The 17,768-nt window shown below is 70.6% G+C and carries 18 protein-coding genes; 15 read left to right on the forward strand and 3 right to left on the reverse strand.

Annotation, left to right across the window (positions count from 1 at the left end):
* The first annotated feature begins 98 nt into the window (after nucleotides 1–98).
* The 12 genes from E1H18_RS12410 to gspN are packed head-to-tail and all read left to right on the forward strand — an operon-like array spanning nucleotide 99 to nucleotide 10,324.
* Nucleotides 99–530: a type II secretion system protein N gene (locus E1H18_RS12410; RefSeq protein WP_172269551.1), complete on the forward strand. Its 432-nt coding sequence runs from the start codon at nucleotides 99–101 to the stop codon at nucleotides 528–530.
* On the forward strand, nucleotides 527–2,563 hold the full coding sequence (gene gspD / locus E1H18_RS12415; protein ID WP_172268489.1) for a type II secretion system secretin GspD: 2,037 nt from the start codon (nucleotides 527–529) through the stop codon (nucleotides 2,561–2,563). The genes E1H18_RS12410 and gspD overlap by 4 nt, the downstream gene beginning before the upstream one ends.
* Nucleotides 2,560–4,029: a type II secretion system ATPase GspE gene (gspE, locus tag E1H18_RS12420; RefSeq protein WP_172268492.1), complete on the forward strand. Its 1,470-nt coding sequence runs from the start codon at nucleotides 2,560–2,562 to the stop codon at nucleotides 4,027–4,029. The genes gspD and gspE overlap by 4 nt, the downstream gene beginning before the upstream one ends.
* Complete coding sequence (gspF, locus tag E1H18_RS12425) at nucleotides 4,016–5,221, forward strand: type II secretion system inner membrane protein GspF (protein ID WP_172268495.1); 1,206 nt, start codon at nucleotides 4,016–4,018, stop codon at nucleotides 5,219–5,221. The genes gspE and gspF overlap by 14 nt, the downstream gene beginning before the upstream one ends.
* Before the next feature lie 9 nt (nucleotides 5,222–5,230).
* A complete protein-coding gene (gspG, locus tag E1H18_RS12430) occupies nucleotides 5,231–5,689 on the forward strand; it encodes a type II secretion system major pseudopilin GspG (RefSeq protein ID WP_172268498.1) in 459 nt (152 codons plus the stop codon).
* Entirely contained in the window at nucleotides 5,673–6,146 is a 474-nt protein-coding gene (locus E1H18_RS12435; RefSeq protein ID WP_172268501.1) for a GspH/FimT family pseudopilin, read from the forward strand. Before gspG ends, E1H18_RS12435 begins: the two co-directional genes overlap by 17 nt.
* Entirely contained in the window at nucleotides 6,127–6,498 is a 372-nt protein-coding gene (gene gspI, locus E1H18_RS12440) for a type II secretion system minor pseudopilin GspI (RefSeq protein ID WP_172268504.1), read from the forward strand. Before E1H18_RS12435 ends, gspI begins: the two co-directional genes overlap by 20 nt.
* Nucleotides 6,495–7,091, forward strand: a complete 597-nt coding sequence (gspJ, locus tag E1H18_RS12445; RefSeq protein ID WP_172268507.1) for a type II secretion system minor pseudopilin GspJ — start codon at nucleotides 6,495–6,497, stop codon at nucleotides 7,089–7,091. The genes gspI and gspJ overlap by 4 nt, the downstream gene beginning before the upstream one ends.
* On the forward strand, nucleotides 7,088–8,062 hold the full coding sequence (gene gspK, locus E1H18_RS12450; RefSeq protein ID WP_172268510.1) for a type II secretion system minor pseudopilin GspK: 975 nt from the start codon (nucleotides 7,088–7,090) through the stop codon (nucleotides 8,060–8,062). Before gspJ ends, gspK begins: the two co-directional genes overlap by 4 nt.
* Nucleotides 8,059–9,144: a type II secretion system protein GspL gene (gene gspL / locus E1H18_RS12455; protein ID WP_241735996.1), complete on the forward strand. Its 1,086-nt coding sequence runs from the start codon at nucleotides 8,059–8,061 to the stop codon at nucleotides 9,142–9,144. The genes gspK and gspL overlap by 4 nt, the downstream gene beginning before the upstream one ends.
* The gene (gene gspM, locus E1H18_RS12460; protein ID WP_172268513.1) at nucleotides 9,141–9,605 is read left to right on the forward strand and encodes a type II secretion system protein GspM; all 465 of its coding nucleotides are present in this window, start codon (nucleotides 9,141–9,143) and stop codon (nucleotides 9,603–9,605) included. The genes gspL and gspM overlap by 4 nt, the downstream gene beginning before the upstream one ends.
* Nucleotides 9,602–10,324, forward strand: a complete 723-nt coding sequence (gene gspN / locus E1H18_RS12465; protein ID WP_172268533.1) for a type II secretion system protein N — start codon at nucleotides 9,602–9,604, stop codon at nucleotides 10,322–10,324. Before gspM ends, gspN begins: the two co-directional genes overlap by 4 nt.
* Here gspN and E1H18_RS12470 read toward each other — a convergent pair.
* Together E1H18_RS12470 and E1H18_RS12475 are read right to left on the reverse strand one after the other, a co-directional pair.
* Nucleotides 10,292–11,059, reverse strand: coding sequence for an A24 family peptidase (locus E1H18_RS12470; RefSeq protein ID WP_172268536.1), 768 nt, complete (start codon nucleotides 11,057–11,059; stop codon nucleotides 10,292–10,294). The genes gspN and E1H18_RS12470 overlap by 33 nt on opposite strands.
* A 9-nt stretch (nucleotides 11,060–11,068) precedes the next feature.
* The gene (locus tag E1H18_RS12475) at nucleotides 11,069–12,235 is read right to left on the reverse strand and encodes an NnrS family protein (RefSeq protein ID WP_172268539.1); all 1,167 of its coding nucleotides are present in this window, start codon (nucleotides 12,233–12,235) and stop codon (nucleotides 11,069–11,071) included.
* Between the two features lie 191 nt (nucleotides 12,236–12,426).
* Between E1H18_RS12475 and E1H18_RS12480 the strand changes: the two genes are divergently transcribed.
* Nucleotides 12,427–13,194, forward strand: coding sequence for a cyclic nucleotide-binding domain-containing protein (locus tag E1H18_RS12480; protein ID WP_172268542.1), 768 nt, complete (start codon nucleotides 12,427–12,429; stop codon nucleotides 13,192–13,194).
* A complete protein-coding gene (locus E1H18_RS12485; RefSeq protein WP_172268545.1) occupies nucleotides 13,194–13,706 on the forward strand; it encodes a 6-carboxytetrahydropterin synthase in 513 nt (170 codons plus the stop codon). Before E1H18_RS12480 ends, E1H18_RS12485 begins: the two co-directional genes overlap by 1 nt.
* Here E1H18_RS12485 and E1H18_RS12490 read toward each other — a convergent pair.
* The gene (locus tag E1H18_RS12490; protein ID WP_172268569.1) at nucleotides 13,703–15,913 is read right to left on the reverse strand and encodes an adenosylcobalamin-dependent ribonucleoside-diphosphate reductase; all 2,211 of its coding nucleotides are present in this window, start codon (nucleotides 15,911–15,913) and stop codon (nucleotides 13,703–13,705) included. The genes E1H18_RS12485 and E1H18_RS12490 overlap by 4 nt on opposite strands.
* 191 nt (nucleotides 15,914–16,104) lie before the next feature.
* On the opposite strand from E1H18_RS12490, the gene E1H18_RS12495 reads away from it, so the two are divergent.
* Nucleotides 16,105–17,709 carry a hypothetical protein gene (locus tag E1H18_RS12495; protein WP_172268573.1) on the forward strand — a complete coding sequence of 535 codons (1,605 nt, stop codon included), beginning with the start codon at nucleotides 16,105–16,107 and terminating at the stop codon, nucleotides 17,707–17,709.
* Nucleotides 17,710–17,768 lie beyond the last annotated feature (59 nt).

A 17,768-nucleotide genomic window follows, 5' to 3' on the forward strand; every position in this document is an offset into this window, starting at 1 on the left:
TTCATATAATCGTCATCAAATCGTCGCTGAAACTACGGGCAAGCTGCGTATTCCGTCGTCGGAACTTGGGGTCGACGATGTTCGCAAGGCTTGGTGAGATGGTTCGCCCCTACCGGCGCAAGGCGCTGCTGGCGCTGGAACTCGCCATGCTGCTGCTGGTCGCCTTGCAGGCGGCGCGGCTGATCTGGATCTTCGCCGCCCCGCCGCAGCCGACCCCGCCCAAGACCGTCGCCAGCGCGTTCCGCGCGGTCGATCACAAGATTTTGGCGGCGTTCGACGCCTTTGGCGCTTCGGGCACCGCGCCCCAGGCTGGCGCCCAGGCCACCGTCGAGGGCTTCCGCCTGTACGGCGTGCGCCAGGACGGAAACAGCGGCTCGGCCATCATCGCTGGCCCCGATGGCGTCCAGAAATCCTTCGCGGTCGGCGAGGCCGTGGCCCAGGGCGTGACCCTGGCGACCGTCGGCGCCGACCATGTCGAACTCTCGCGCGGCGGCGCGCGCATGACCCTCTCGTTCCCGGAACGCCCATGACCAAGGTCTCCTCGCTGCGCGTCCGCGCTCGCGTGCTCGCCGCCAGCGCGGCGATCGCCCTGGCCGCGCCGCTCGTTGTCGTCGTTCCCTCGGTCGCCTGGGCCCAGGCCCAGGTGCTGAACGTCCAGGACGCCGACATCCGCGTCTTCATCCAGGACGTGGGCAAGTCGACCAATACGACTTTCGTCATCGATCCGCGGGTCAAAGGCACGGTGTCGGTGACCAGCAACGGCCCGCTGAACCGCCGCGAGCTGTTCGAGCTGTTCCTGGCCACCCTGCGCGCCAACAACTTGGTGGCCGTGCCGGCCGGCAATGGCGTCTATCGCGTCGAGCCCGCCGAGAACGCCGCCCGCCAGCCCAACGCCGCCGGCGGCCAGTTCGCCACCGAGGTTTTCCGCTTGCGCTCGCTGGATCCCGCGACTGCCGCCGACATGCTGAAACCCCTGGTCGGACCGCAAGGGCAGGTCGTGGCCAATCCGCGCGGCGGCACGGTCGTTGTGGCTGACTATGCCGACAACATCCGCCGCATCCGCGCGCTGCTGTCCCAGGTCGACCAGGACCGCGCCAGCGTCCACACCGTCACCCTGACCAACAGCTCGGCCCGCGAGATCGCCCAAGTGATCAACGACCTGATCGCGGGGCCCGGCGCCGACGGCAAGGCCGGGCGCGGCGCGGTCACCGTGGTGCCGGTCGAGAGCAGCAATTCCATCCTGCTGCGCGGCGACGCCGACGCCGTCCAGCGCCTGCTGCCGCTGATCACCGACCTGGACCGCCGGGCCGAGTCCAGCGACGACATCCGCGTCGTCTTCCTGCGCCACGCCAACGCCGAGCAGATGCTGCCGGTGCTGCAACAGCTGGTCGGTCAGGCTCCGACGACGACGGCCAGCAGCAGCCGGTCCTCGACCAGCGGGACCAGCGCCTCGACGACCGCCGCTCCGGCGGCGACGGCCGCGTCCTCCGCCTCGATCGCCCCGGCCGGTACGCGCGCCAGCGTCGCCCGCTATCCCGGCGCCAACGCCCTGATCATCAACGCCCCGCCCGAGACCCAGCGCACCCTGGCCGAGGTCATCCGCCAGCTGGACATTCGCCGCGAGCAGGTGCTGGTCGAGGCCATCGTGGTCGAGGTCTCCGACGACGCCGCCAAGCAGCTGGGCGTGCAGTTCCTGCTGGGCGGGACCAACGGCACCATCCCGTTCATGGGCACCAACTACACCAACATCTCGCCCAGCCTGTTCCCGCTGGCGGCCTCGGCCGCCGCCGGCAACGACGCCGACACCGACGCTAGCAAGGCCCTGCGCGACTCCGCGATCTCCTCACTGCTGGGCGCTGCGGGCGTGACCGGCGGCGTGGCCGGCCGCAGCGGCGACGTGCTGTTCGGCGCGATCATCAATGCGGTGAAGAAGGACAGCGGCTCCAACCTGCTGTCGACGCCGTCGATCATGACGCTGGACAACGAGGAGGCCCGCATCCTGGTCGGCCAGCAGGTGCCGATCACCACGGGCGAGGTGCTGGGCGACAATAACGCCAACCCGTTCCGCACCATCCAGCGCCAGGACGTCGGCGTGCAGCTGGAGGTCAAGCCGCAGATCAACGCCGGCGGCGGCATCACCCTGTTCCTGCGCCAGGAAGTCAGCGCCGTGGCCGGGCCGATCAGCGCCGGCTCGACCGAGCTGATCATCAACAAGCGCGAGATCGAGACCACGGCCCTGGTCGACGACGGCGACATCGTCGTGCTGGGCGGCCTGCTGGACCAGAACGAGACCGCCTCAGTGCAGCGCGTGCCGGGCCTGGGCGACGTGCCGGGCCTGGGCGCGCTGTTCCGCAGCAAGGTGCGCGAGCGCGGGCGGACCAACCTGATGGTCTTCATCCGCCCTCGCATCATCAAGACCGTGGCCGACGCCCGCGCCGTCAGCCTGCCGCGCTTGGACCAGATCCGCCGAGAGTCCCAACTGGTGACGCCGGAAGGCGACAACTCGCTGGACGCGGTGATCCGCAGCTTCCCGGCCCCGCCCACGCCGGCCCAGCCGCAATGAGCGCGACGGTCCTCGACTACGGCTTCGCCAAGCGCCACGGCGTCGTGCTGCTGTCGATGGACGAGCGCGCGGTGATCGGCCTGCGCGATGGCTTCGATCCGACGGCCCTGGTCGAGGTGCGCCGCGCTCTCGGCGTGCCGCTGGCCCTGGAGCCGATGGCCACCGCCGCCTTCGACCGCCGCTTCTCGGAAGTCTATGCCGGCGCGGGCCTGGCCTCGGCCTCCAGCGGCGATGCGTTGGAAGACTCGCTGGGCCACCTGCTGGAAGACATGCCCACCGCCGCCGACCTGCTGGACCCGCAGGACGACGCGCCGGTCATCCGCCTGATCAACGGCTTGATCGCCGAGGCCGTCCGCTCGGGCGCCTCGGACATCCATATCGAGCCCTACGAGCAGGCCCTGGTCGTGCGCCTGCGCGTCGACGGCGTGCTGCGCGAGATCCTGAACCTGTCGCCGCGCATCGCCGCCATGCTGGTCTCGCGCGTCAAGGTCATGGCCAAGCTGGACATCGCCGAGAAGCGCTTGCCGCAGGACGGTCGCATCTCGCTGGCCCTGGGCGGCAAGAGCCTGGACGTCCGCGTTTCGACCCTGCCGGCCCGCATGGGCGAGCGGGTGGTGATGCGGATCCTGGACAAGGAGCAGGCGGGGCTGGGCCTGGCCGACCTGGGCATGTCGCCGCGCATGCTGTCTGCGCTGGAGGCGGCGCTGCGCGAGCCCAACGGCATCGTGCTGGTCACCGGCCCCACGGGCTCGGGCAAGACCACGACGCTGTACGCGGGTCTCGGCCTGCTCAACGACAAGAGCCGAAACATCCTGACCATCGAGGATCCGGTCGAATACGCCGTGCAGGGCGTCGGCCAGACCCAGGTCAACACCAAGGTCGGCATGACCTTCGCCGCCGGCCTGCGGGCTATCCTGCGCCAGGACCCGGACGTGGTCATGGTCGGCGAGATCCGCGACAGCGAGACCGCCCAGATCGCCGTCCAGGCCAGCCTGACTGGCCACCTGGTGCTGTCGACCGTCCACACCAACGATGCGGCCGGGGCCGTGGTGCGCCTGCGCGACATGGGCGTCGAGCCGTTCCTGCTGGCCTCGACCATGCGGCTGATCATCGCCCAGCGCCTGGTCCGCCGCCTGTGCCCGCACTGCTCGGTGTCCGAGCCGGCCGATCCGGCCGCCGCAGCCCTGATCGAGGTTCCGGTCGGCACGGCGCTGCGCCGGCCCGTCGGCTGCTCCGAATGCGGCCATACCGGCTTCCAGGGCCGGATCGGGGTCTACGAGGCCATCCGCGTCGACGACACGCTGCGCCGCCTGATCGGCCAGAACGCGTCCGAGCAGGAGATCGCCGAGGCCGGACTGGACCACGGCCTGAAGGACGAGGCCCGCCGCTATGTGCTGGAAGGCCTGACCACCGTCGAGGAAGCCTTGCGCATCACCGGAGCGGGGGCGCGCGATGGCGAGGTTTGACTATGTCGCCCTCGACCTGGCCGGCGCCCAGCGCTCGGGCCGGATAGAGGCCAAGGACACCGACGACGCCCGCGTCCAGCTCGAACGCCGCCGCCTGGCGCCGGTCAAGATCGCGGCCCATGTCGCGCCGGTCGCCAAGGGCAAGGTCACGCGCGATCGCCTGGGCGGCCGCGACCGATCGCTGTTCACGCGGCAGCTGGCGACCCTGGTGGCGGTCTCGACACTTGAAGAGGCCCTGCGCACCATCGCCCTGCAGGCCGACCGCCCCAAGCTGAAGCGCATCGTCGAGCAGGTGCACGCCGCCGTGCTGGAGGGCTATCGCCTGTCGGACGCCCTGGCGCGGCCGGCCGGCGCCTTCCCGCCGCTGTACCGGGCCATGGTCGCGGCCGGCGAGGCGTCCGGCGCCCTGCCGACCATCCTGGACCGCCTGGCCGACCTGCTGGACCAGCAGCAGAAGGTCGCCGCCAAGATCACCGCGGCCCTCGTCTATCCGGCCGTGCTGGCCGCCGTGGCGTTCCTGGTCGTGACTATCCTGATGGTCTTCGTTATTCCCAAGGTGGTCGAGCAGTTCGACTCCATGGGGCAGACGCTGCCGCTGCTGACTCGCATCGTCATCGGGGTGTCCAATGGCCTGCAGTCGTTCGGCTGGCTGATCGCGCTGATCCTGGCGGCTTTGGTCGCGGCCTATCTGCGGGCCCTGCGCAATCCGGCCTTCAAGCTCAAGGCTGACCAGTTCTTTCTGGCCCTGCCGTTCGTGGGCCAGCTGATCCGCAACGTCCACGCCGCGCGCCTGGCCCGCACCCTGGCCACCATGATCGCCAGCGGCCTGCCGGTGCTGGAGGGGCTGGTGCTCACCGCCGGCACCGTCCGCAACGCCGCCCTGCGCGGTGGCATGGACGAGATGATCGCCGGCATCCGCGAGGGCGGGGCGCTGTCGACCGCGATGCGCCGCACGGGCGTCTTTCCGCCGGTGCTGGTCTACATGACCGCCAGCGGCGAGAGCAGCGGCCGCGTCGACGCCATGCTGACCCGCGCCGCCGAATATCTGGAACGCGAGTTCGACACCTTCACCGCCACCCTGCTGAGCCTGCTGGAGCCGGCGATCATCGTCGTGCTGGGCGGGGTGGTGGCGACGATCGTCCTGTCGATCCTGCTGCCCATCCTGCAGATCAACACCTTGGCCATGAACTAGGAGCCCGACATGAGCGCCCCGAACATTTCCCAGCGCCGTCGTCGTCGCCGCTCGCGCGAGGCCGGCTTCACCCTGGTCGAGATGATGGTCGTCATCGTCATCCTGGGGCTGCTGGCCACCGTGGTGGCGATCAACGTCCTGCCCAGCCAGGACAAGGCCATGAAGGAAAAGGCTCGCGCCGACGTCTCGGTGCTGGAGCAGGCGCTGGAGAGCTATCGCCTGGACACCTTCACCTTCCCGCGCACCGAGGATGGCCTGCAGGCCCTGGTGACGCCGCCGGCCAGCCTAGCCCAGCCCGACCGCTTCCGCGAGGGCGGCTACATCCGTCGCCTGCCCAAGGATCCGTGGGGCGCCGACTACCAGTACCGCGCGCCGGGCCAGCATGGCGCGATCGACGTCTTCTCGTTCGGCGCCGACGGCCGCGAGGGCGGCGAGGGCAAGGACGCCGACATTGGCAACTGGAGCTGATCTCCAGACCCGCAAAGACCGGCGAGGGGGCTTCACCCTCGTCGAGCTCATGGTCGCCCTGGTGATCATGGGATTGCTGGCCAGCGCCGTCGTCGTGGCCCTGCCGCGCGAGGGCCTGACCCTGCCGCAGCAGGCCGAGCGCTTCGGCGCCGTGCTGCTGCGCGCCCGCGACGAGGCGGTGTTCGCCAATCATCAGGTGCGGGTCGTGCTGGCCGCTGACGGCTACCGCTTCGAGCAGCGCGAGGAGCGCGCCTGGCGGCCGCTGGACACGCCGCCGTTCAAGGCCGGCGCCTGGCCGGCCGAGACGCAGGTCACCGCTTCCGAAAACGGCGTGGTCTTCGAGGCCACCGGCCAGGCCACGCCGGTGGAACTGGCCTTCGCGCGCGGCGACGCGTACCGGACCGTCACGGTCGACACCGCAGGGAACGTCACGCTCGATGCCCCGCGCGCACGCTGAAGCCGGCTTCACCCTGATCGAGCTGCTGGTCGCCCTGGCGATCTTCAGCCTGGCGGCGCTGGCCCTGCTGAACCTGGCGGGCGAGAACGCCCGCGCTGGCGCGCGCCTGGGCGACCGCGCCCTGGCCGAGGTGGTGCTGGACAACCGCGCGGTCGAAGTGATGACCAGCGCCGCGCCCCTGGCCATCGGCCGCACCGCCGGGGTCGAGATGGTCGGCCGTCGCCCCTGGGCCTGGGTGCGCCAGGTCAATCGCACGTCCGACCCCGCGCTGGTCCGCGTCGACATCGCCGTCTCCATGCCGCGCGGCCGCACGCCCTATGCGCGGGCGACCCTGTTCCGGGCCGCGCGATGAAGGGCAACGGCTTCACTTTGGTCGAGATGCTGGTCGCCCTGCTGATCTTCGCCCTGATCGGCGCGGCGGGCGTGGCGGTGATGGGCTCGACCCTGAACAACCAGGAGCGCGTGCGGGCCAAGGTCGACCGCTATGCCGAGCTGCAGCGCGCCCGCGCCATCCTCAAGGCCGACTTGTCGCAGGCGGCGTCGCGGCGGACCCGCGGTGAGGACGGCCTGCCGGCCCTGACCGCCTTCGCCGGCGGCAGTCCGTGGGGCGAGGGCGGGCCGATCCTGGCCTTCACCCGCCGGGGCTGGGAGAACCCCGACCAAGCCGCGCGCGCCTCGCTGCAATATGTCGAATACGCCCTGGTCGAGGGCCGGCTGGAGCGCCGCGCCCGTCCGGCCCTGGACGGCGCGCGCCTGGGGCCGCCGCAGGTGCTGCTGCGCGACGTCAGCGCCGTCAACCCGGCCTTCCTGTTCGGCGGCGCCTGGACTCCGACCTGGAAGGGCAATCCGCAGACCGACATCCCCGCCGCCGTGCGCCTGGATATGCGGCTCACCGACCTCGGTCAGGTCGACCAGCTGTTCCTGACCTCGGGGGAGGGCCTATGAGAAAGCCCCACGAGGAAGGCGCGGCCCTGCTGACGGTGCTCTTGATGGTCGCCGTGATCGGCATCATCGCGGTCGGCGTACTGGAGGACATCCGCTTCGGCATCCGTCGCGCGACTAACGCCCAGGTCGGAAACCAGGCCCGCTGGTTCGCCTTGGGCGGCGAGCAGCTGGCCCGCTCGCGCATCGACCAGCTCCTGAGCCGCGACCAGAACAAGACTTCGCTGGAGGGCGGCTGGAACGGTCGGGTCGTGGAGTTCCCGATCGACGGCGGCATGATCCAGGCCAAGGTCAGCGACGCCACCGACTGCTTCAACCTCAACAGCGTGGTCGAGGCCAATGCCGGCGAGCCGTTCCGCCGCCGCGAGCTGGGCGTGCGTCAGTTCGCCAGCCTGCTGACCCAGCTGGGCGCGACGGACGGACCGCAACTGGCCGAGAGCCTGGCCCAGTGGGCCGACAGCAACGACGTCGGCCCGCTTGGAACCGAGGATGACGGCTATGCCGAGGGCGGCATCGCCTACCGCACCGCCGGCGGTCCGCTGGCCGAGGTCAGCGAGCTGCGCGCCGTGCGCGGTTTCACGCCGGAGCTCTACGGGCGCCTGCGCCCCTATGTCTGCGCCTTGCCAACGACGGACCTGTCGCCGGTCAACGTCAACACCCTGCCGGAGAGCAAGGCCGTGGTGCTGTCGGCGATCACCGTCGGGACCGTGTCGCCCGAGAACGCTCGCCGCGCCCTGATGGCTCGCCCGTCGCAGGGCTGGTCGGACGTCGAGGCCTTTTGGGGGCAGCAGGCCCTGGCCGCGGCTTCGCCGATCGACGGCGTGCGCAACCAGGTGCAGTTCCGCACCCGCTATTTCTCGCTGGAGAGCCGCGTCGGCCTGGCTGATCGCGCCACCTTCATGACTTCGCTGTTCGAGGCCGGACCGGCCAACCGCATCCGCCTCGTCGCCCGCCGCTGGACCCTGGAAGAATGATCCCACAGCGCCTTCTCATCCTGCCCAGCGGCCCCGACGTGGCGGCCGAGATCGTCGAGTCCGGCGACTACGGTCCCGTGCGTCGCGTCCTCGCCACCGACCAACCGGACGGCGGCTCGGCCCTGCTGGCGCTGCCCGGCGCGGCCGTCGTCACGCGCTGGATGGAGCTGCCGGCCGGCAGCGCCGCCCAGGCCCGGGCCGCCGCCGCCTTCCGCATCGAGGGCGAGGTCGCCACCGACGCCGTCGGCCTGCACATCGCGGTGGGCGAGCGCGACCCCGAGGGCCGCATCCTGGTCGCCTGGATCGAGCGGGATCGACTGCGCGCCGCGTTGCAGACCGCTCAAGACCTGGGCGTCACCGTCACCGGCGCGACCCCCGACTACCTGCTTCTGCCCGATGACGCCGAGGGCCGCGTGGTGCTGGCCGCGTTCGGCGAGAGCCTGGGCGTGCGCGGTCAGGGCCTGGCGTTCAGCGCCGAGCCGGAGCTGGCCTCGACCGTCGTCGGCGACCAGCCGCACCGCTACATCTCGGCCGCGACCCTGGACGGCCACCTGCTGGCCAGCGCCGCCAACCCCGCCGTCGACCTGCTGCAAGGCCAGTTCGCGCCGCGCGCCGAGGGCGGGCAAGGCGGCTGGAAACGGCTGGCGATCCTGGCGGCCGTCGTCGTGGTCTCGCCGCTGATCCTGCTGGGCGCCCAGATCGCCAAGGACAGTCTCGCGGCGGGTAAGCTGGAGCGCCAGAACCGGGCGCTGGCGGTCAAGCTGGTTCCGCAATCGAGCCGCTACGAGGACCCCGCGCAATACGCCCTCGGCCGCCTGGCCACGCGTGAGCGGCAGGGTTTCGGCGATCTGGCGGCGGCCTATCTGACCGCCGTGCGCTCGGCCCCGGGCATGCGGCTGGACACCCTGGTCTACGGCCAGCAGGACGGGGCGATCCGCTCGTCGGTGTCCTACGCCAACTATTCGGACCTGGACCAGCTGCGCGCCGCCTTGAAGGCTGGCGGGTTGGACCTGGTCGAGCAGGGCACCGTCACCGAAGGTCAGCGTGTGACCAGCGATCTGATCGTCAGGAGAAAGCCATGAGCGCCGCGCTTCAGGCCTGGGACAGCCGCACCCCGCGCGAGCGGGTGCTATTGGCGGTGATGGCGGTCGCCGTCGTGGCGGTCGTCGGGTTCTATGGCGTGATCATGCCGCTGAAGCGCGGGGCCGAGGATGCACGCGATCGCGTGGTCGCTGCTCGGCAACAGGCCGACGCTCTGGCGATCGCCTCGCGCCAGGCCGCGCCGCGCGCCGCCGACGGCCGGCAGGTGTCGGCGATCGTCGAGGCCAGCGCCGCCAGCCTGGGCGCGCCGATCGCCCGCAAGCGCCAGGAAGCCGACGGCGCCTTCACCATCTGGATCACCGCCGCCGACGCCCGCGCCCTGCTGACCTGGATCGCTGGGCTGGAGCGGTCGTCGGGCCTCAGCGTGGTCGGCGTCACCACCTCGCGCCTGGACAACGGCCTGGTCGAGGCCGAGGTCACTTTCGGAAGGGGCGCGGCGTGAGCAATCGCCTGCTGATTATCCTGCTGGTCGCGCTGACGGCGGTCATGCTGGTCGCTCTGGCGCCGGTGACCCTGCTGACCGACAAGCTGTCGAACGGCGCGGCGGTGCGGGTGTCCGAAGCCAGCGGCACGGTCTGGGGTGGCAAGGTCCGCCTGACCACCGCTCAGGGGCGGGGACTGGGGACCTTCAAGGTCAGCCTTTCGCCCTGGGCTCTGCTTACTGGCGAGGCCCGCGTACGAGCGACCGACAAGGCGTCCGCCCGCAGCGGCGTCATCCGCAACGGCAAGGACAAGGGCGTCGAGCGGCTCAACGGCCTGGTCGCCGTCGAGCTGGAGGGCCTGAGCGGTCGCGTCGAGCTGGAGAACCTGGCTGTGCTGTTCCGCGATGGCCAGTGCCAGCGCGCCGAGGGCCAGATCCGCTTCCGGCCGGCGTCCGACCCGCTGTTCGGCAAGACGACCTTCGCCGGGACGCCGGCCTGCATCGGTGGCGATTGGGTCACGCGGCTGACGCCGGTGAATGGCGGCGGGGCCACGGCCATGACGTTGCGCATCGACGGCGCGGGACGCCTGCAGGCCGAGATCACCATGGCCATCGCCGATCCGGTGATGGTCCAGGCGGCGCTGGATCAGGGCTTCGTCAAGGACGCGGCGGGCGTGCGGCGGATCGTGACCGTGCCGCTGCTGCCCTCAGCGCGCCAGCAGCGTGTGCAGGGGGCCTAGCCACCAGGTCAGCCAGGCGCCGATCGCCAGGAAGACCCCGAACGGCAGGCGGTCGTCGAGGGCGACCTTGCGGCGCAGGACCAGTTGCGCCGCCGCGACGCTGAGGCCCGCCAGCCCGGCCCACAGCACGACCGACGGCAGGCCGGTCCAGCCGGTCCAGGTGCCGATGGCCCCCAGCAGGCGCGGATCGCCGCCGCCCAGGCCCTCGCGGCCGCGCAGCAGGCGGTACAGCAGGGCGACCAGCCACAACGACAGGAACCCGACCGCCGCGCCGATCAGCGGCGTGGTAAAGGGTTCGTCCAGCAGGATGATCGACACCCCAGCGCCAACCACGCCTAGCGGCAGGGTTAGCCGGTCCGGCAGCCAGAAGTGCTCGCCGTCGATCACCGCCAACAGCAGCAGCCACCAGCCGAGGATGGCGGTCGCCAGCGACAGCGGGCCAGGGAACGCCACGACGCTCCACGCGCCGATGACCAGACAGGCCAGCTCCAGCAGCAGATAGCGCTTGGGGATCGCCGCGCCGCAGGTCCGGCAACGGCCGCGCAGGGCCGCGAAGCTGAGGATCGGAACCAGGTCGATCGGCGTCAGCTTGCGGCCGCAGCCGTCGCAGGCCGAGCGCGACGCCGCCCAGGGCCGCTCGGCCGGCAGACGCAGGCTGAGCAGGCCCAGGAAGCTGCCCACGAACGGGCCGAGCGCGACGGTGATGACGCTCCAGGCGATCGTGGGTAGCTGCATGCCGCCGTTCTAGGCCTTGGCGGGGCGGGGTGTCACCAGCATCCGGCCGTAGACCAGCGCAAAGCCGCCGAACGCCAGGCCCCATAGCAGGGCGGCCAGGCCGAGCAGACCGGCCATGGCCTCGGGAAACAGCGGCGCGGCGACCCGCAGAACGGTGGCAAGGTTGGCGGCCAGATAGATCGCCACCGTCGCGCGGTCGGCCTGCAGCGGACGGCCGGTGTGGCCGCGGCTGGCGCGGGTCATCATCGCCAGCACCATCACGCCCATGGCGCCGGCCGTGAGGGCGTGCAGTCCCGCTGAGGCCGGGATTACGCCCGCCACGCCCAGGCCCAGCAGGATCAGGCCTGGGATCAACCAGCCATAGCCGACGTGCAGGATGGCCACCAGCGGATCGCGGCGGGCCGCCCAGCCGCGCCAGCGCCAAAGCCGTACGGCGTGGACGAGACCGGCCAGGACCAGCACCGCGCCGACAGGGGGGGCGGTCGGCAGGGCGATCCACAGCAGCATGGCCGCCACGGTCAGGACGAGGGCCGCCTTGTCGACCACGCCGAAGGTGGCGGGCTCTACGGCGATGGCGCGGGCCTTCAGCCAGTTGCGGGTGAAGCTGGGCGTGACCCGGCCGCCGATCAGGGCCAGCATGATGGTGACGGCGCCGATGGCGACGCGCTCGCCCAGGCCGCCAAGGCCAAGGGCGGTGTCCAGGTGGAAGCCGATATTGGCCAGGGCCAGCACGCCGGTCAGCAGGCAGATCGGCAGGTTGCGCCAGTTCTTGCCCGCCAGCACCTCGCGCGCGATCACCCCCGCGAACACGACCAGGAAGGCGCTGTCGATCGCGGCCGCCCACGGCGCGAAGGCCGGCGGAGCCAGCATGGCGAGCCGGCCGGCCAGCCACAGCAGCCACAGCCCCGCCAGCGGCGCGCCGATCACCGGCATGCGTCCCGTCCAGTTGGGCACGGCCGTGGTCAGGAAACCGGCGACCACGGCGGCGATGACCCCGAACAGCATCTCGTGGACGTGCCAGTTGCGGTCGATCGCCAGCGGCCCGCCCAAGAAGGTCCAGACCCACAACGGCGCGGCCGCCGTCGCCCACACCGCCGCCGACAGGAAGAACGGCCGGAAGCCGTAGCTGAACACGGGAGGGCCGGAATAGTCCCGGCGGCGTTGGGCGGTCGACATGGTGCGGTCTCCAGTAGAAGCCGCCAGTCTCGCGCGAGGCTGCTCTGCGAACGTTGTCGGCGCGCAAAGACGAGTGATGGTTCTTGAGCCTCGCCAAGGCGACGCTTGATGGAAGTTTGACGTGGCGCAACGTCAGGTCGGCCTCGGCGGCCTAGAGTCGACGGCTCCGACAGCCGTTCCGAGGCCCCTTCATGTCGATCAAACCCGCCGATCTCGCCCGTATCCGCGAGCTGCCGCTGCTGGCCCAGGCCAGTAACGAATCCATGGCGCTCATCAGCCAGAGCGCCTTCCTGCAATGGACCCCCAAGGGCGCCGACCTCGTCACCGAAGGCGACCACAACGATTTCCTCTACATCCTGCTTCAGGGCGCTGTGGAGCTGGAGGGCACTTGGCGCGACCGCGACTCGACCCTGGCGATCCTGCGGCCGCTGTCGACCTTCGTGGTGGCCTCGGTGGTGCTGGAGGCGCCGGCCCTGATGACCGCCCGCACCCTGGCGCGCAGCCAGCTCCTGATGGTGCCCGGCGAGGTCTTCCGCCGCATCATCCGCGAGGACGCCCGCGTGGCCCTGGCGGTGATCGAGGAGTTGTCGGGCTGCTACAGCGGTGTGGTCCGCACCTTGAAGGCCTACAAGCTGCGCGCGCCGCTGGTGCGCCTGGCCAATTACCTGCTGGTACAGCAGCGCCGGCAGGGCGGGGCGATCGTGCGCCTGCCGCTGCAGAAGCGGATGCTGGCCTCGCTGCTGGGCGTAACGCCTGAAAGCCTGTCGAGGGCCTTCGCGGCGCTCGGCGAGTACGGGGTCCAGGTCGACGGGCCGCTGGTGACCATCGCCAAGCCGGCGCTGCTGGCGCGGCTGGCCGGGCCCGACCCGCTGATCGACAATCCCACGCCGGTGGCTGGCGTGCTGATGGGCCAGGCCGGCCGCGAGCGCGCCGCCCACGAGGACAACGTGGTCGCCTGATGGCCTATCGTTCGATCAAGACCTATGGCGCGGATCGCGGTCTGTCCTGCGCCTATCGTCAGTGGGCGGCCGAGAGCCATTGCCAGCTGCTTCACGGCTATTCGCTGGGCTTCGTCTTCGACTTCGCCGCCGAGCAGCTGGACGCGCGCGGGTGGGTCGTCGACTTCGGCAAGAGCGGCTTCGGCGCCATCCGCGACTGGCTGCACCACATGTTCGACCACACCCTGCTGGTCGCCGCCGACGATCCGGCCCGGGCCGAGTTCGAGCGCCTGCAGCGCCTGGGCCTGGCCCAGGTGCGCATCGTGCCCGGTGTCAGCGCCGAGGCCCTGGCGGCCCACGTCTTCGAGCATGCGCAGACCCTGATCGAGGTCGCCACCAAGGGCCGCTGCTGGGTCGCCAGCGTCGAGTGTCGTGAGCACGGCGCCAACGGGGCGGTCTACGAAAACCCGGAGGCGGTGCTGCGTCAGGTCAGCGCCGAAGCGCTGACCCGGGCCTTACAGGGCGCAGCCTAACCGCACTTGGAATAGCCGCAGTCCAGGCAGCTGTCGCAGCCCTCCTTGCGGAGCAGGCTGCCACCGCCGCAGCGGGGACAGGCGCGGGGGACGAACGGACGAGCGCTGGCGTCGGGCTCGGCCTTATCCACGGGCTCGCTGGGCGTGCGGGCAAGATGCCGTTCCACGATCCCGCCGATCGCCGCTGGCAGCGAGGGCACGTAGCGACCCGACAGCCAGGCGCCGCCCTGGGGATCGAACACCGCCTTCAGTTCCTCGGCCACGAAGGCCACGTCGCCGCCGCGCCGGAACACGGCCGAGATCATCCGCGTCAGGGCCAGGGTCCAGGCGTAGTGCTCCATGTTCTTGGAGTTGACGAAGATCTCGAATGGCCGCTCGCCATCGGGGGCGTCGTTGAGGGTGACGTAGACGGCGTGGGCGCTGTGCGGCCACTTGACCTTGTAGGTGACGCCTTCCAGCGCATCGGTGCGGGCCAGCAGCGTCGAGGGTTCCGGCTCCGGCGGCGGCGCCTCGCTGGCTACTGAGAGCACCGAGCCGGTGATGGCGTTGGGCCGATAGGTCGTCAGCCCCTTGCAGCCCATCCGCCAACCTTCGAGATAGACGTCGCAGAAGCTGTCGAAGTCGATGTCCTCGGGGCAGTTGACGGTCTTGGAGATGGAGCTGTCGACCATCTCCTGCGCCGCCGCCTGCATCAGAAGGTGCTGGGCGGGCGTCAGGGTCTGGGCGGTGACGAAGACGTCGGCCGGCGGGGCCTCGTCGCCCCGCAGGCGCTTCCACACCGACAGGGCGTAGTCCTCGACGGCCTCGTCGCGGGTCGAGCCGTCGGGCTGGCGCACCTTTCGGACATAGCAATAGGCGAACACCGGCTCGACGCCCGACGAGACGTTGCCGGCCACGATCGAGGTGGTGCCGGTCGGGGCGATCGAGGTCAGGCAACCGTTGCGCAGGCCGTGTTGGGCGATCAGGGCGCGGGTGTCTTCGTCCAGGTCCAGCAGGTTCGGCCGGTCCAGGATCGCCGGATCGTAGAACGGGTAGGGGCCTTTCTCGGCGGCCAGTTGCGCCGAGGCGCGATAGGCTTCGCGCTTGATGACGCCCAGCCAGCGGCGGGTCGTTTCGGCAGCCTCTTCCGAGCCATAGGTCTGGCCGCAGAAGATCAGGGCGTCGGCCAGGCCGGTTATGCCCAGGCCCAGCCGCCGCTTGTCGCGCGCCTCTTTCGCCTGGGCTTCCAGCGGAAAGCGCGAGATGTCGATGACGTTGTCCAGCAGGCGGATGGCGGTGCGGGTCAACTCGGCCAGCCGTTCCTCGTCCAGCGCCGCGCCGGGCGTGAACGGCTCGGGCACCAGCCGGGCCAGATTGATCGAACCCAGCAGACACGCGCCATAGGGCGGCAGCATCTGTTCGCCGCAGGGGTTGGAGGCGCTGATGGTTTCGCAGTCGGCCAAGTTGTTCCGGGCGTTGACCCGGTCGATGAAGATCACCCCCGGTTCGGCGCAGTCGTAGGTCGCCTGCATCAGCCGTTTCCAGAGGCCGGCGGCGGGGACCGTGCGATAGACCTCACCGTTGAAGACCAGCGGCCACGCCTCGTCACGTTGCAGGGCTTCGAGGAAGGCGTCGGTGACCAAAACCGAGAGGTTGAAGTTGCGCAGGCGGGTGGCGGTGCGTTTGGCGTCGATGAAGGCTTCGATGTCGGGGTGGTCGATGCGCAGGCAGCCCATCATCGCCCCGCGCCGCTGGCCGGCCGACAGGATGGTGCGGCACATCGAGTCCCAGACGTCCATGAAGCTCAAGGGCCCCGAGGCGTCGGCTCCCACCCCGCGCACCGGCGCGCCGGCCGGGCGGATGGTCGAGAAGTCCATGCCCACGCCGCCGCCCTGCTGCAGGGTCACGGCCGCCTCGCGCAGATGGTCGAAGATGCCGGGCAGGTCGTCGGGCAGCGTCCCCATGACGAAGCAGTTGAACAGGGTGACCGACCGCGCCGTGCCGGCCCCGGCCAGGATCCGGCCCGCAGGAATGAACTGGAAGTCCTCCAGCGCCGACAGGAACCGCGAGCGCCAGGCGCTGCGATGTTCGGGATCCTCGGCCTGGGCGACAGCGTCCGCGACGCGCGCCCAGGTGTCCTGCACGGTGGCGTCGCCGCCGCCATCGGCGGTGTGGAAGCGGTACTTCGACGCCCAGATTTCCGCGGCCAGGGCGGTTTCGAAGGTCATGACGGGGGACTCCGGCTCGATGAGGGGGAGGGCGAGGCTCCCGGATTCGCGATGCGGAGGGATTGTCGAGGCGCAAGGACGGGTCGTTTTTGCGAGCGAGTCGCGGGACGCCGGCGCAACCTTGATCGGGAGGTGCGCGCCATAGTAGATCGCCGCCATCGCGGGGGCGCGATCGCTTACGGAGTCAGTAAGTGTTGAATGCAACTCACCGTGTCGGCGGACTCACGCCGGCTGCGGGCCAATGTCTGCCGTCCAAGAACATCCTGGCGGCGCTTACCCCTCTCATCCTTCTTCTGGGCTCGCCACTGGCGGCCAGCGCCCAGGAAGCGCCGCGGAACTTCGGCGGGACCGAGCTGACCGACGGCAACGACATGGTCACCAACGACAAGACGGTCGACCTCGTCGAGGACATCAATTTCGGCGACGGTTCCGACGCCCTGACCAACAACGGAACGATTACGATCGGCGGCAATGCGACCGCGCCGGTGCGCGTGACCTTGTTGTCGCTGGAGGGCGTGAAGAACAACGGCCTGATCGACATGCGCAACGGCCGGGTCGGCGACGTCCTGACCCTGCCGGACGACTACAACGGCGCCGGCCAGTCCCGGCTGGGTCTGGATGTCGGCGCGAGCGGCGCGGACCAGTTGGTCGTCGGCGATGTCGCCAACGGCAAGACCGCCATCGTTCTGGGCGGTCTGACCGCCCAGACGGCGGTGCTGACCGGCGACAAGGGGCCGATTCTGGTCAAGGCTGGCGCAGGCTCGGCCAAGGACGCCTTCAGCATCGAGAACAGCGAGATCGGCTTCATCCGCTATAGCCTGGCGTTCGACGCCGGCGCCTATCGCCTCCAGGGGCAGGCCGGGCGGCGGGCCTACGAGGCGTTGAAGATTTCCGAGGGCGCGGGCTCTGCCTGGCGCCAGACCGCCGACGCTTGGAGCGCCCACGTCGCCAGCCTGCGCGACGCCGGGGCCGACGCCGACGGCCTGGGCCTGTGGGGCCAGGTGCTGGGCCAGCGCATGGATCGCGACGACGACATCGCGGTTGGCGATCGCAAGGTGAGCACGGACTATCGGCAGACCAGCTATGGCGGTCAGATGGGCGTCGACCTGATCAATGTCGGACTGGGCGAGGACCATGTCGTGGCGGGTCTGACGGCCGGTTATCTCGACACGAAGATGCGGTTCAGCGGGCTGGCCGGCCAGGACGTCAAGCTGGGCGTCGCCAACTTCGGCGGCTACCTGGCCCTGACCCACAGTGGCTATTTCCTGAACGCCTTGGCCAAGGTCGATCGCCAGTCGATCAAGGCGCGGGCGAACCTCGACGGTCTCGCGGCCAAGTTCGACGGGACGTCGTATGGCGGTCAGATCGAAGCTGGGGCGCGCTCCGGCGACGATGGCCTGGCCTATGAGAAGCTGGTCAGCATCGCCTATGTCAGCACGCGCCTGGACGACATGCTGGTCGCCGGTCAGCGGCTGGACTTCGACACCGCCGCCGGCTTCGTGGCCAAGGCGGGCGTGCGAGGGACGGCGCGCAACGACCTGCTGGGCGGGGTGCTGACCACCTATGGCGCGGCGTTCGTGGCCCATGATCTGACGATCAAGAACCGCCTGGACTTCGTCAGCGGCGGCGTCACCGAGCAGCTGTCCCGCGACGGCGGCCGCACCTACGGCCAGGTCCTGGCGGGTGTGAGCTTCCGTGCGTCTGGCGGCGCGATCGCGTTCCTGGAGGCTGGCGGCGACTATGGCGGCGGTCGCGAGGGCGGCAGCTTGCGCCTGGGCGCGCGCTTCGGCTTCTGACCGGCAAGACCGCCGCGCTCGCAAGGGCGCGGCGGTCGAGCGTCAGCCGCTTCCGGACT

Source organism: Caulobacter sp. RHG1 (assembly GCF_013181195.1).
Taxonomy (GTDB): Bacteria; Pseudomonadota; Alphaproteobacteria; order Caulobacterales; family Caulobacteraceae; genus Caulobacter.